Here is a 13,268-nt window from a genome sequence, read left to right on the forward strand (position 1 = left end):
CCGGGGTGATCGGCGCCTGAGACGCCGGCGCGGCGTGACCACGGGTCGTCCGTGGTCACGCCGCGCCGCGCCGGGTGCGCCGTCTCCGGAGGGTCAGAGGCCGGGGCCGCGGACCGGGATGGAGGTGAAGGTGGGGGCGGGCGCCGGGTTCTGGAAGAAGTCGTTGCCCTTGTCGTCCACCACGATGAACGCCGGGAAGTCCTCGACCTCGATCCGCCAGACCGCCTCCATGCCGAGCTCCTCGTACTCCAGGACCTCGACCTTCTTGATGCAGTCCTGCGCCAGGCGGGCGGCCGGGCCGCCGATGGAGCCCAGGTAGAAGCCGCCGTGCGTGCCGCACGCGTCGGTGACCTGCTGGGAGCGGTTGCCCTTGGCCAGCATCACCTTGGAGCCGCCCGCCGCCTGGAACTGCTCGACGTAGGAGTCCATGCGGCCGGCCGTGGTCGGGCCGAAGGAGCCGGAGGGCATGCCCTCGGGGGTCTTCGCGGGACCGGCGTAGTAGACCGGGTGGTCCTTCAGGTACTGCGGCATGCCCTCGCCGGCGTCCAGGCGCTCCTTGATCTTGGCGTGCGCGATGTCGCGGGCCACGACCAGCGGACCGGTCAGGGAGAGCCGGGTCTTCACCGGGTGCTTGGTGAGCTCGGCGAGGATCTCGTCCATCGGCCGGTTGAGGTCGATCTTGACGACGTCGCCGGCCTGGATGAGGTCGGCCTCGGTGGTGTCCGGCAGGAAGCGCGCCGGGTCCTTCTCCAGCTGCTCCAGGAAGACGCCCTCGGCGGTGATCTTCGCGACGGCCTGGCGGTCGGCGGAGCAGGACACCGCGAGCGCCACCGGGCAGGACGCGCCGTGCCGGGGGAGGCGGATGACGCGGACGTCGTGGCAGAAGTACTTGCCGCCGAACTGGGCGCCGATGCCGAGCTCGCGGGTGAGCTCGAAGACCTTCTCCTCCAGCTCGGTGTCGCGGAAGCCGTGGCCCAGCTCGGAGCCCTCGGTGGGGATGTTGTCCAGGTAGTGCGCCGAGGCGTACTTGGCGGTCTTGAGCGCGAACTCGGCGGAGGTGCCGCCGACCACGATCGCCAGGTGGTACGGCGGGCAGGCCGCCGTGCCCAGGCTGCGGATCTTCTCCTCCAGGAACTTCATCATGGAGGCCTCGTTGAGGACCGCCTTGGTCTCCTGGTAGAGGAACGACTTGTTGGCCGAGCCGCCGCCCTTGGCCATGAAGAGGAACTTGTAGGCGCCGCCGTCGGTCGCGTAGAGCTCGATCTGCGCGGGGAGGTTGGAGCCGGTGTTCTTCTCCTCCCACATGGTCAGCGGAGCCATCTGCGAGTAGCGCAGGTTGAGGTTCCGGTACGCGTCGTAGATGCCGCGGGAGAGGGCCTCCTCGTCGCCGCCCTCGGTCAGCACGTTCTGGCCGCGCTTGCCCATGACGATCGCGGTCCCGGTGTCCTGGCACATGGGCAGGACGCCGGCGGCGGCGATGTTCGCGTTCTTCAGCAGGTCCAGGGCGACGAACTTGTCGTTGGCGGACGCCTCGGGGTCGTCGATGATCTTGCGCAGCTGGGCGAGGTGGTCGGGGCGCAGGTAGTGCTGGATGTCGTGCACGGCCTCCTCGGCGAGCTTGCGCAGCGCCTCCGGCTCCACCTTGAGGAACGTGCGGCCGTTGGCCTCGAAGGTCGACACGCCCTCGGAGGTCACCAGCCGGTAAGGGGTGGTGTCCTCTCCTGCGGGGAGCAGATCGGTGTACGCGAACTCAGGCATCTCGCCCATTCCTCACTCGAAGCATTGCCGGCGCCTACCAGCGTAGAACCTGCCGGAACGGCCTCCGCCGTGAGGTAAGGCTCACTTGACGGTACCGCCCCGCACGTGAGCAACGGGGTGGCTCCGGACGGGGGTCGGGCGGGGGTGGCGGCTTCCGGAAGTTCGCCCGCGCGAGGGCTGTTCGCGATACATCGCGACTGCTACGCTGCGTGTGTGGACCTTCACAAGAAGCAGGAGCTGCGGGCCTCGGACGCCGACCGGGACCGCGTCGTGGACCAGTTGCGAGAGGCGGTCGCCGAGGGCCGGATCACGCCGGAGGAGCACGTCGAGCGGGTCGAGGGCGCGCTGGCCGCCCGCACCCTCGGTGATCTGGAGGGGTACGTGCGGGACCTGCCCGGCGAGCGGGCCGTGCCCTCGCGCGCGCCGCTGGACCTGGAGTCCCTGCCCGTCGCCGACGAGAACGTGACGGCGATATTCAGCGCCTCCACCCGGAAGGGCCGTTGGCGCGCCGGCCGGCGGATCAACGCTTACGCCATCTTCGGCAGTGTGGAGATCGACCTCAGCCAGGCCGTATTCGAGCACCAGCAGGTCACCGTGAAGGCCGTGTCGGTCTTCGGCAACGTCGAGGTCCTCGTGCCGGAGAACGTCACCCTGCGCGGCACCGGCGGCGGTGTGCTCGGCAACTTCGAGGTGGACACGGCGGACGCCGAGGACTCCAACGCGCCCGTGGTGTACGTGGACGGCTGGGCGGTGCTGGGGAACGTCGAGGCGCGACCCCGCCGCGGACGCCTGGTGGCGGACATCCTGCACCGGGTCCAGCGGAGCGTGGACCGGTCGCTCTCCAAGCACCTCGGAGGCGGGCATCTCGGGGGCGGCACAAAGGAGTTGTGACGCGCGGCACTCGGTCGCCGGGCGTATAGGAGGTGCATACGCGGCGTGCTCGAGGGGTAGTGCTTGACGCATCGCCGCTCGCTCGCGAAGCCTTCGTCAGGAGTAGACCGTGCCGCAGCACACGCGTTCGTCCCTGCAGGTCACCAAGGTCGCACAGGTCCCCCCGGTCCCGGGCCCGCGGAGCGCCCGCAGGGACCGCGACCAGGAGGCGCCCTGGCACACCGAGGCCGTCTGCCGCAGGGACGAGGCGGGACTGTTCTTCGCCCCGTCCAAGGAGCCCACGGCCGCCCGGCTGTCCCGTGAGGAGGCGGCGAAGCGGGTCTGCGCCGGCTGTCCGGTGATGGTCGAGTGCCGGGAGCACGCCCTGCTGCAGCCGGAGCCCTACGGCGTCTGGGGCGGCCTGACCGCCGCGGAGCGGCGCCTGGTGCTGGCCCGCCGCCGGCGGCGGGACGTCGAGCTGAAGAAGGCGGCGCACGCCTCGGCCGGCGGCCGCATAGCCGCGGCGGGCTGACCTCCGCGGCGGGCCTCCGCGAGGCGGCACCTCGCGTGCCACGAACGCCTCCGCGGGACGCCGAAGGGCGCCCCCGCCGCACCGGGAACGCCCTTCGTCCGCCACCGTCCGGGCAACGAGCCCGTGGGCCCGCGCCCCGCCCGTTGCCGTCCGGAGCCGGTTACTTGGCCCGGTCGAAGTCGATGTTGCTGTAGGCCCGCAGCTTGCTCAGGCGGTGCTCGGAGTGGATCTCCCGCACCGTGCCGGACTTCGAGCGCATCACGATCGACGAGGTCGTCGCCGTCTCCGAGCGGTACCGCACACCCCGCAGCAGCTCGCCGTCGGTGATGCCCGTGGCGACGAAGAAGACGTTGTCGCCGGAGACCAGGTCGTCCGTGGTGAGCACCCGGTCCAGGTCGTGGCCGGCCTCGATCGCCCGCTCGCGCTCCTCGGCGTCCTTCGGCCAGAGCTTGCCCTGGATGGTGCCGCCCAGGCACTTCACCGCACAGGCCGAGATGATGCCCTCCGGCGTGCCGCCGATGCCCAGCAGCAGGTCGATGCCGGTGCCCTCGCGCAGCGCGAGGATGGAGCCGGCCACGTCGCCGTCGGAGATCAGCTTTATGCGCGCGCCGGTCTCCCGGACCTCCTGGATGAGCTGCTGGTGCCGCGGCCGGTCCAGGATGACCACCGTGACGCTCTCGGGCGTGGAGCGCTTCGCCTTGGCGATGCGGCGGATGTTCACCGACACCGGCGCGTTGATGTCGACGAAGTCGGCGGCCTCCGGGCCGGTGACCAGCTTGTCCATGTAGAACACCGCCGACGGGTCGAACATCGAGCCCCGGTCGGCGGCGGCCAGCACGGAGATCGCGTTGGTCATGCCCTTGGCGGTGAGGGTGGTTCCGTCGATGGGGTCGACGGCGATGTCGCAGTCGGGCCCGGTCCCGTCGCCCACCTGCTCCCCGTTGAACAGCATCGGGGCCTCGTCCTTCTCGCCCTCGCCGATGACGACGACGCCGTTCATCGAGACGGTCGAGACGAGCGTGCGCATGGCGCGCACCGCGGCGCCGTCGGCGCCGTTCTTGTCACCGCGGCCCACCCAGCGGCCCGCCGCCAGCGCGGCGGCCTCGGTGACCCGGACCAGTTCCAGGGCCAGGTTGCGGTCGGGGGCCTCGGACGGGACCTCGAGTTCGGACGGCAGCAGATTGTGCTCGGTCATCGGAGCGCACCTTCCCTGTACGACGACGGCCGGATGAGGGTCGTTCGCCCTTGACTCTAGCCTCCGACTGAAATTATGAGCAGAGGACCCCACGGATGAGCGCGAAGGGCACCTGCGACGATAGGGGGCGTGGCAGGTATGAAAGGCAAGCAGTCGGTCCGGGACATGGTTCTCTCCCTGGGCCTCATTCTCCTCGCGGCGGGCGTGATCTACCTCTTCGTCCCGCACGACGACACCGCGCCGGAGCCGAAGCGGGTGGACTACCGGGTGGAGCTCCTGACGGCACGCCGCGCCGCGCCGTACCCGGTGGCGGCGCCCGAGGGCCTGCCGGAGAGCTGGACGGCGACGTCCGTGCGCTACCGCGCCGAGAACGCGCGCTGGCACCTCGGCTTCGCCGACCCCGACGGCGGCTACGTCGCGCTGGAACAGTCCACCGAGAAGCCGGACGAGTTCGTCGACTCGGCCACCCAGGGCGCGAAGAAGACCGGGACCCGGAGCGTCGGCGGGCGCGACTGGGACCGGTACGAGGGCGAGCGCTATGACGCCCTGGTCCTCCGGGAGGAGGGCGTCACCACGGTGGTGACCGGCAGCGGCGGCCAGGACGACCTCGCCGCCATGGCCGGGGCGCTGCGCACGGAGGAGAAGCCGGCCGAGTAGCCGGCCCGCGCGCGCGATCGCGCACGAGTACGCCGAAGGCCCCCCGCGCGGTGCGGGGGGCCTTCGGCGTGCCCGGGCGGGGCGGGATCAGACGGTGGTGACGACCTGCTCGTAGGACAGGCGCGGGGCGCGCGGGTAGTGGGCGCCCTCCTCCTCGGCGATGCGGCCGATGTTGACGACCATCAGCGGCAGGTGGTCGTCGTCGAGGAACTCCTTGCGGATGCCCTCCAGGTCGCCGCCGGTCATCGGGCCCGCGGCCAGGCCGGCGGCGCGGACGCCGACGATGAAGTACGCGGCCTGCAGCTGCGCGTTGGCGAGGGCGGAACGCTCACGCACCGGGCGCTCGCTGAAGAACATGTCCTTGGCGTTCGGGATCGCCGGGAGCAGCGTGTCGAGCTCCTCGTGGAACTCGACGTCGGCGGAGAGGATCGCGGTCACCGGGGCGGTGGCGGTCTTCGCCTTGTTGCCGTCGGACAGCAGCGCGACCAGGCGCGCACGGGCCTCGGGGGACTGGACCAGCGTGATCCGCAGCGGCGACTGGTTGAAGGCGGTCGGGCCGAACTTGACCAGGTCGTAGATCGCCTTCAGCTGCTCCTCGGTCACCGGCTCGGCGGAGAACTTCTGGGCGGTGTGCGCCTCGCGGAACAGCAGGTCCTGGGCGGCGGGGTCAAGGGCGAGAGACATGCGTCAGCCTTTTCGGTGATCCGGTGGGACGGCGCGGCCAGTCTAGATCCCAAGAGGTTGAAAGTTCAAACAGTCGCGGACCGGGGTGGGGCCACGGCGTGGCGGCGGGGGTCGGGGCGACCGGGGGTGCGCCCAGGGTGCCGTGGGGCGCGGTCGGTGGGCGCGAAGGTGGGGGAGCCCGGTTCCTGGCCCTGGTGGACCGGGGCGGGACGGCTTCCGGCTTCCGGGGTGCGCGCGGGTCTCTGCGGGGCCTGGTGGCGGCGGGCGCGGACGGCGCGGGCCGGCTCCTGTCCCGGGGAGCCAGCGGGGCTTCCGGGATGCGCGCGGGTCTGCTCGGGGGCTGGTGTCGGCGGGCGCAGGCCGGCGCGCAGGCCGGGGGCCGGAGCGAAGGCTCGGTGGGGCGGGGGAGGGGCGGCTGCCGGGAGCCAGGGTCCGCCGCGCCCAGTTGGTCGCCACGCGGGCCTTGGCGACGCCGGTACGCAGCGCCGACCAGTGGTATCCGCGGGCCACCGCGAGGGCGGGCAGGCCCTTGAGTTCCACGCCCAGCGGCTTGGAGACGGCGTCCAGGCCGCCGAGGTCGACGACGAGGCCGAGGTCCTGCGGGGCGCTCGGGGCGCGGTGACGGTGGCTCCGGGCGGGGATCGGGGCGTGGGGGCGGTCTGGGTGACCGGGGTGGCCCCCGCCCAGGGCAGGGGAGGGCGGAGGGGTCAGGACTCGTCGGAGTGGTCGGGGGACGGTTCCTCGGCGAGGGCGGCGTCGAGCCGCTTGCGCGCGCCCTCGAGCCAGCGGCGGCACACCTTGGCGAGTTCCTCCCCGCGCTCCCAGAGGGCCAGCGACTCCTCCAGCGAGGTCCCGCCCGCCTCCAGCCGCCGGACCACCTCGATCAGCTCGTCCCGCGCCTGCTCGTAACCGAGCATCGCCTTGCCCGCCTCGGTCGCCCCCGCGGACTGCTCGTCGGCCATGCTGCTCATTCCGTCCGTCCTCACGCTTCGGGGTCGTTGGTGATGTCGTCGCCGCGCACGACGGTGAAGGAGCCCTCGGCGACCCGGGCCCGCAGCGGCTCGCCCGCCGCCACCTCGGCCGGGTCGCGGACCACCTGCCCGTCGGGCCGCTGGAGCACCGCGTACCCGCGGCGCAGCGTCCGGGCGGGGGAGAGGGCCACCACCCGGGCGTGGGTGTGGGTCAGCTCCGACTCCGCGCGGTCCAGCAGGTGCCCCAGCGTGCGCCGGGCCCGGTCGGCCAGTGCGGCGACCTGCTCGGCGCGGTCGTCGATCATCCGGTGCGGGTCCTGCATCACCGGACGGGCCAGGGCGTTCTGCAGGCCGCGTTCCTCGCGGGAGACCAGCGCGTCCACGCACCGCCGCGCCCGGTCGCGCAGCAGCCGCACCCGCTCCGCCTCCTCGCCGACGTCCGGCACCACCTTCTTGGCGGCGTCGGTCGGCGTCGAGGCGCGCAGGTCCGCGACGTGGTCCAGCAGCGGCGTGTCGGGTTCGTGGCCGATCGCGGAGACCACCGGCGTGCGGCAGCCGGCGACCGTGCGGACCAGTTCCTCGTCGGAGAACGGCAGCAGGTCCTCCACGCTGCCGCCGCCGCGCGCCACCACGATGACGTCGACGTCCTCCATCGCGTCCAGCTCCCGCACCGCCCGCACCACCTGCGGCACGGCGTGCACCCCCTGCACGGCGACGTTGCGCACCTCGAAGCGCACGGCCGGCCAGCGGCGGCGCGCGTTCTCCAGGACGTCCCGCTCGGCCGCCGAGGCCCGGCCGCAGACCAGGCCGATCAGCTGCGGCAGGAACGGCAGCGGCTTCTTGCGGTCCGCCGCGAACAGCCCCTCCGCGGCCAGGCTCTTCTTCAGCTGCTCCAGCCGGGCCAGCAGTTCGCCCACGCCCACCGGCCGGATCTCCGCCGCCCGCAGCGACAGCTCGCCGCGCGGCGCGTACCACTCCGGCTTGGCGTGCACGAGCACCCGGGCGCCCTCGCCGACGACGTCGGCCACCGCGTCGAAGACCTGCCGGTAGCAGGTGACCTTGACCGAGATGTCGTGCGACGGGTCGCGCAGCGTCATGAACACCACGCCCGCGCCGGGGCGGCGGGAGAGCTGGGTGATCTGCCCCTCCACCCAGACCGCGCCGAGCCGGTCGATCCAGCCCCCGATCATCCGGGACACCTGGCCGACGGGCAGGGCCGTCTCGGGGGTCGTGTTCACAGCCATGCGCCCGAGCGTAGCCGCCGCGTCGGACACGGGAGCCGCGCGTTCCCCGGCGGAGGGGCGGCCACGGGCCCGCACCGGGTACGGCCCGTACGATGGGGCGCATGACCGACTCTCCTGGCCGCCGCCGTGTCCTGCTCGCCTCTCCCCGCGGCTACTGCGCCGGTGTCGACCGCGCAGTGATCGCCGTGGAGAAGGCCCTCGAACAGTACGGGGCCCCGATCTACGTCCGTCACGAGATCGTCCACAACAAGTACGTCGTGCAGACCCTCGAGAAGAAGGGCGCGATCTTCGTCGAGCAGACGGACGAGGTGCCGCCCGGCAACATCGTGATGTTCTCCGCCCACGGCGTCGCCCCGACCGTGCACGACGAGGCCAAGGAGGGCCGGCTCGCCACCATCGACGCCACCTGCCCCCTGGTCACCAAGGTGCACAAGGAAGCCGTCCGCTTCGCGAGCGAGGACTACGACATCCTCCTGATCGGCCACGAGGGCCACGAGGAGGTCATCGGCACCTCCGGCGAGGCCCCCGACCACATCCAGCTCGTCGACGGCCCCGAGGACGTCGCCAAGGTCGAGGTCCGCGACCCGTCCAAGGTCGTCTGGCTCTCCCAGACCACGCTCTCGGTCGACGAGACGATGGAGACGGTCGGCGCACTGAAGGAGAAGTTCCCGCAGCTCATCTCCCCGCCCAGCGACGACATCTGCTACGCCACGCAGAACCGCCAGCTCGCGGTCAAGGAGATGGGCGCCCAGGCCGACCTGGTCATCGTGGTCGGCTCCCGCAACTCCTCCAACTCCAAGCGCCTGGTCGAGGTCGCCAAGCTGGCCGGCGCCTCCGCCGCCTACCTGGTCGACTTCGCCGACGAGATCGAGGAGGGCTGGCTGGACGGCGTCACCACGGTGGGCGTCACCTCCGGCGCCTCGGTCCCGGACGTGCTGGTCGAGCAGGTGCTGGAGTGGCTCTCGCAGCGCGGCTTCGAGGACGTCGAGATCGTGAAGGCGGCCGAGGAGTCCATCATCTTCTCGCTGCCCAAGGAGCTGCGCCGCGACCTGCGTGAGGAGGCGGCCGCGCTGGTCGCCGAGCGGACCGGCGGCTCCCAGGCCTGAGCGGCTCCCAGCTCCCAGGGGTGGGCGGCTCCCCGGCCTGAGCGGCTCCACGTCGCGTCCGGCGGCCCGTGCCCGGTTCGGGGTGCGGGCCGTCGCCGTGTCCGGCGTGGACGGGCGTTCCGGGAGCCGGCGGGGACCGTCGCCCGGTCCGGCGTTCCCGGGCGTTCCGGGCCGGCGCGGACCCTTCCGGCGGTGACGTGCCACCGGGCGTCGTAGCGTGGTGCCATGCAGATCTTCGGTGTGGACATCGGCGGCTCCGGCATCAAGGGCGCGCCCGTGGACCTTGCGAGGGGCGATCTGGCCGCGGAGCGGCACAAGGTGCTGACTCCGCAGCCCTCGACCCCTGACGACGTGGCGGAGTGCGTGAAGCAGGTCGTCGACCACTTCAACTGGCACGGCCCGGTCGGGGTGACCTTCCCGGGCGTGGTCACCGACGGCTCCACCATCCGTACCGCGGCCAACGTCGACAAGACGTGGATCGACACGGACGCCGCCGCGCTGCTGGGCGGGCGCCTGGGAGACATCCCGGTCACCGTGGTCAACGACGCCGACGCGGCGGGCGTGGCCGAGATGAACTTCGGCGCGGGCATGGGACGCCGGGGCACGGTCATCGTGCTGACCTTCGGCACCGGCATCGGCAGCGCGGTCTTCACCGACGGCCTCCTGGTCACCAACACGGAACTCGGCCACCTCGAGCTGCACGGTCACGACGCGGAGACGCGCGCCTCGCACAAGGCCCGCGAGGACGGGGACCTGTCCTGGGAGCACTGGGCGCGGCGGGTCGAGAAGTACCTCCGCCACGTCGAGATGCTGTTCTCGCCGGAGCTGTTCATCGTGGGCGGCGGGGTGAGCCGGAAGGCGGACAAGTTCCTGCCACTGATCACGAAGGTGCGGGCGGAGATCGTGCCGGCGCGGCTGCAGAACAACGCGGGCATCGTGGGGGCGGCGATGTACGCCGCGCAGCGGCGGGGGTGACCCCGGGGGCCGGGGCCCGGGGCCTTGGCTCGGGGCCTTGGCTCGGCGGGGGTGAGCCCGGGGGCCGGGGCCCGGGGCCTTGGCTCGGGGCCTTGGCTCGGCGGGGGTGAGCCCGGGGGCCGCCCGGGCCGCCCCTCGGCTCGGCGGGCGCGGGTCCTGCGGTGGCACTCCGGGCCCCGCGCCCGCTCGCCCCTTCTGCCTCAACGCTTCAGTCGCCCGGGGGGCGGCGCGGGGAGGGGTGGCGCGGGCGGAGGCCGGAGGCACGCGCCCCGCACCGCACCCTCCGCGCCTCCCGACCCCCGCGCCTCCCGGCTAGCCCGGCTATCCCGCGCGGTGCGGCGAGGAGGACTATCCCGCGCGGTGCGGCGAGGAGGACGTGAGGTGGATCCAGCGGACCGTGGCCGTGAGCCCGGTGATCAGCGTGCCGCCGTACAGCCACCCCGCCCCCGTGGCCAGCGCCGTGAAGTAGCCCATGGCCTGGCCGCCGACCCCGCTGCCGTCGGCGACGAACAGCAGCCCGAGGGCGTAGGCGATCGGTCCGATGATCGGCGCGGTCAGCAGGTCGCCGGGCCGCACCCAGAGCGCCGTGAGCAGGCTGACCGGCAGGAACAGCAGCCCGTACACGGTCACCGACCCGCCCACCAGCATGCTCAGCAGCCCCAGCACCACCATCGCGGCGGCGCAGAACAGCCCGCAGCCGAGACCCGTGAGGCGGGGGTTGGGGAAGCGGCGTACCGTCCGCGCGGCCGCCGTGCTGCGGGACGCCGTCGCGGCGATCCACGGCACCCGCGAGTCGCGGGCCGACTCCGCCGTCCGCCCGGCCCACCTGGCCAGCCCCGCCATCGCCTGGCCCGCCCGGTCCACCGCGGCGCCGCCGCGCGCGCCCGGCGCGCCGGCGATCGCCGCCCCCGCGGGCAGCGCGGCCCCCTGCCGGGCCCCCGCCGGGGCCGCCTGGCCGCCGTTCGGGTGCCGCGGCCGGGGAGGCCGCCGTTCGCCTCGTCCCGTTCGATCGTTTCCGGAGCCGGCGCCGCGGGCCTGCGGAGGCAGTGCCGTGCGCGAATCACGCCGCGGCACCGCTCCGGGCCGGGCGGCCGACCGTGAGGTTCCCGTCGTCCTGTGATGCTCCACTCGCACAACCTAGGTCTGTTTATGTGCTGAATAGCCCTAATGACACGCCCAGGGGCGGCACTGGTCTGATGTTCGACGGGCAACGGGTGCCCCGTCCGGCACGCCGTAGACTGGGGGATCGGTCCCCTTCAGGCCCGCCCGCCCTCTTCACCTCACGTAACGGGAAGTCGCAACGTGTCGCTCACGATCGGAATCGTCGGCCTGCCCAATGTCGGCAAGTCGACCCTGTTCAACGCCCTGACCAAGAACGACGTGCTGGCGGCCAACTACCCGTTCGCCACGATCGAGCCCAACGTGGGTGTCGTCGGCGTCCCCGACCCGCGCCTGGCGAAGCTGGCCGAGATCTTCGGCTCGGCCAAGGTCCTCCCGGCGACGGTCGACTTCGTGGACATCGCCGGCATCGTCCGCGGCGCCAGCGAGGGTGAGGGCCTGGGCAACAAGTTCCTCGCGAACATCCGCGAGTCCGACGCGATCTGCCAGGTCATCCGCGCGTTCAAGGACGAGAACGTCGTGCACGTCGACGGCAAGGTCTCGCCGAAGGACGACATCGAGACGATCAACACCGAGCTGATCCTCGCCGACCTCCAGACCATCGAGAAGGTCCTGCCGCGCCTGCAGAAGGAGTCGCGGATCAAGAAGGACATCGCCCCGAAGGTCAAGGCCGTCGAGGAGGCCCAGGCGATCCTGGAGCGCGGCGACACCCTCTTCTCGCAGGGCATCGTCCAGGGCACCGAGCGCAACGAGCTGCTGCACGACCTGCACCTGCTCACCACCAAGCCCTTCCTCTACGTCTTCAACGTCGACGAGGACGAGCTGACCGACGACACCTTCAAGGACGAGCAGCGCGCGCTCGTCGCCCCGGCCGAGGCGATCTTCCTCAACGCCAAGCTGGAGGCGGACCTCGCCGAGCTCGACGAGGAGGACGCCATGGAGCTCCTCCAGTCCGTCGGCGCCGAGGAGCCCGGCCTGGCCACGCTCGCCCGCGTCGGCTTCGACACCCTCGGCCTGCAGACCTACCTGACCGCCGGTCCCAAGGAGACCCGCGCCTGGACCATCAAGAAGGGCGCCACCGCGCCCGAGGCGGCCGGCGTGATCCACACGGACTTCCAGAAGGGCTTCATCAAGGCGGAGGTCATCTCCTTCGACGACCTCGTCGAGGCCGGCTCCGTCGCCGAGGCCCGCGCGAAGGGCCGCGCCCGCATGGAGGGCAAGGAGTACGTCATGCAGGACGGCGACGTGGTGGAGTTCCGCTTCAACGTTTAGCGGGTGCCATAGCTCGGTGTCGGTCGAGCTGGCAAATGCGCAGGTCAATGGGGTCGGTCCGGTTTCGGGCCGACCCCGCCGGCTTTCCCGTTGCTGGTTTTCTGCTGGTGGTGCCAGGGGCGCAGGCGGCATCGAGGTGGCCGATGCGGAGCTGTCGCTCGGCGATGGCGCACCGGTGGACGACGCGGATGACCCGGTCGGAGCTGACACGACTCCTGTCGGAGAGCTGCAGGGCGCGGATGGCGCCGGGGGTGTCGCCGACTTCGTGGCGGACCTGGCTGACGTGGTAGTTGAGGGCGGCGGGGTTGTAGGAGCCGATGACGCCGACGTGCGACTCGGCGCGGTCCATGGCGGTCTCCGCGTCGCTCAGGTGCCGCAGGGCGCCCGTGCGATCGCCGGTCTGGGCGGCGGCGTGAGCCTGCTGGCCCGCGAAGAACGCGTGCATGCGGGGATTGGCGGTGGGGGAGGCCGCTGCGGCCGCGTTCGCGAGTTCGAGGGCTTTGGTGCCGTGGCCGAGTCCGGTGGCCTGGACGCTCATGCCGCGCAGGACGGTGCAGTAGGCGAGGCGGTCGTCGGCGCTCCGGCGAGTTCGGCGGCCTTGAGGTAGTACCGCGAGCCCGTGAAGGCCGTCGTCGATGGCCATGTGGGCCGTGAGATACAGCAGGTTCGAGGTGGCTGTCAGCAGCGCCTGCCGGATCTTCGCCGATGCGTCGGCCCGCAGGCACGGGGCGACGGTGTTGACGAGGAACGAGGGGGCGTGTCCGGAGGAGCCGTGGCCCGACCGACGCCTGCTGTCAGCCAGATCATTGACATGGGCGGCAGGCGGATTCCCGCCGAGGCGCCGCGGGGAGTCAGAAAGTGACGGACGCGGTGGTTGAGGACCCC

13 protein-coding genes and 1 pseudogene are annotated in these 13,268 nt (G+C 72.3%); 6 read left to right on the plus strand and 8 right to left on the minus strand.

Annotated elements, in window-relative coordinates:
- Window positions 1-93: 93 nt before the first annotated feature.
- Entirely contained in the window at window positions 94-1,758 is a 1,665-nt protein-coding gene (locus ACWD3O_RS25680; protein ID WP_451417515.1) for a fumarate hydratase, read from the minus strand.
- A gap of 213 nt (window positions 1,759-1,971) precedes the next feature.
- On the opposite strand from ACWD3O_RS25680, the gene ACWD3O_RS25685 reads away from it, so the two are divergent.
- Window positions 1,972-2,649 (plus strand): DUF1707 domain-containing protein, encoded by a 678-nt coding sequence (locus ACWD3O_RS25685; protein ID WP_451417516.1) that lies wholly within the window; start codon window positions 1,972-1,974, stop codon window positions 2,647-2,649.
- A 109-nt stretch (window positions 2,650-2,758) separates the two neighbouring features.
- Window positions 2,759-3,160 carry a WhiB family transcriptional regulator gene (locus tag ACWD3O_RS25690; protein ID WP_451412888.1) on the plus strand — a complete coding sequence of 134 codons (402 nt, stop codon included), beginning with the start codon at window positions 2,759-2,761 and terminating at the stop codon, window positions 3,158-3,160.
- A gap of 160 nt (window positions 3,161-3,320) precedes the next feature.
- Here the strand turns inward: ACWD3O_RS25690 and glpX are convergent, their stop codons facing one another.
- On the minus strand, window positions 3,321-4,355 hold the full coding sequence (glpX, locus tag ACWD3O_RS25695) for a class II fructose-bisphosphatase (RefSeq protein WP_451412887.1): 1,035 nt from the start codon (window positions 4,353-4,355) through the stop codon (window positions 3,321-3,323).
- A 129-nt stretch (window positions 4,356-4,484) separates the two neighbouring features.
- On the opposite strand from glpX, the gene ACWD3O_RS25700 reads away from it, so the two are divergent.
- Window positions 4,485-5,012, plus strand: a complete 528-nt coding sequence (locus tag ACWD3O_RS25700) for a DUF4245 domain-containing protein (RefSeq protein WP_451412886.1) — start codon at window positions 4,485-4,487, stop codon at window positions 5,010-5,012.
- Window positions 5,013-5,099: 87 nt separating this feature from the next.
- Here ACWD3O_RS25700 and ACWD3O_RS25705 read toward each other — a convergent pair whose 3' ends face one another.
- The 4 genes and pseudogenes from ACWD3O_RS25705 to xseA all read right to left on the minus strand — a co-directional run bounded on the left by ACWD3O_RS25705 (window position 5,100) and on the right by xseA (window position 7,911).
- On the minus strand, window positions 5,100-5,696 hold the full coding sequence (locus ACWD3O_RS25705) for a malonic semialdehyde reductase (protein WP_451412885.1): 597 nt from the start codon (window positions 5,694-5,696) through the stop codon (window positions 5,100-5,102).
- 423 nt (window positions 5,697-6,119) lie between these two features.
- Window positions 6,120-6,299: pseudogene (locus ACWD3O_RS25710) on the minus strand (NAD(P)/FAD-dependent oxidoreductase); the annotation flags it as partial.
- Between the two features lie 104 nt (window positions 6,300-6,403).
- Complete coding sequence (locus ACWD3O_RS25715) at window positions 6,404-6,667, minus strand: exodeoxyribonuclease VII small subunit (RefSeq protein ID WP_451412884.1); 264 nt, start codon at window positions 6,665-6,667, stop codon at window positions 6,404-6,406.
- 11 nt (window positions 6,668-6,678) lie between these two features.
- Entirely contained in the window at window positions 6,679-7,911 is a 1,233-nt protein-coding gene (gene xseA, locus ACWD3O_RS25720; RefSeq protein WP_451412883.1) for an exodeoxyribonuclease VII large subunit, read from the minus strand.
- A gap of 92 nt (window positions 7,912-8,003) precedes the next feature.
- On the opposite strand from xseA, the gene ACWD3O_RS25725 reads away from it, so the two are divergent.
- The gene (locus tag ACWD3O_RS25725) at window positions 8,004-9,017 is read left to right on the plus strand and encodes a 4-hydroxy-3-methylbut-2-enyl diphosphate reductase (protein WP_451412882.1); all 1,014 of its coding nucleotides are present in this window, start codon (window positions 8,004-8,006) and stop codon (window positions 9,015-9,017) included.
- Between the two features lie 225 nt (window positions 9,018-9,242).
- Window positions 9,243-9,992: a polyphosphate--glucose phosphotransferase gene (ppgK, locus tag ACWD3O_RS25730; RefSeq protein WP_451412881.1), complete on the plus strand. Its 750-nt coding sequence runs from the start codon at window positions 9,243-9,245 to the stop codon at window positions 9,990-9,992.
- Between the two features lie 348 nt (window positions 9,993-10,340).
- On the opposite strand, the gene ACWD3O_RS25735 is transcribed toward ppgK, so the two are convergent.
- Complete coding sequence (locus ACWD3O_RS25735) at window positions 10,341-10,856, minus strand: DUF6542 domain-containing protein (protein WP_451412880.1); 516 nt, start codon at window positions 10,854-10,856, stop codon at window positions 10,341-10,343.
- 438 nt (window positions 10,857-11,294) lie between these two features.
- On the opposite strand from ACWD3O_RS25735, the gene ychF reads away from it, so the two are divergent.
- Complete coding sequence (ychF, locus tag ACWD3O_RS25740) at window positions 11,295-12,383, plus strand: redox-regulated ATPase YchF (RefSeq protein ID WP_451412879.1); 1,089 nt, start codon at window positions 11,295-11,297, stop codon at window positions 12,381-12,383.
- Here the strand turns inward: ychF and ACWD3O_RS25745 are convergent.
- On the minus strand, window positions 12,373-13,026 hold the full coding sequence (locus tag ACWD3O_RS25745; RefSeq protein WP_451417517.1) for a hypothetical protein: 654 nt from the start codon (window positions 13,024-13,026) through the stop codon (window positions 12,373-12,375). The genes ychF and ACWD3O_RS25745 overlap by 11 nt on opposite strands.
- Window positions 13,027-13,268 lie beyond the last annotated feature (242 nt).

The sequence above is a fragment of the Streptomyces sp. NPDC002640 genome (assembly GCF_053592575.1).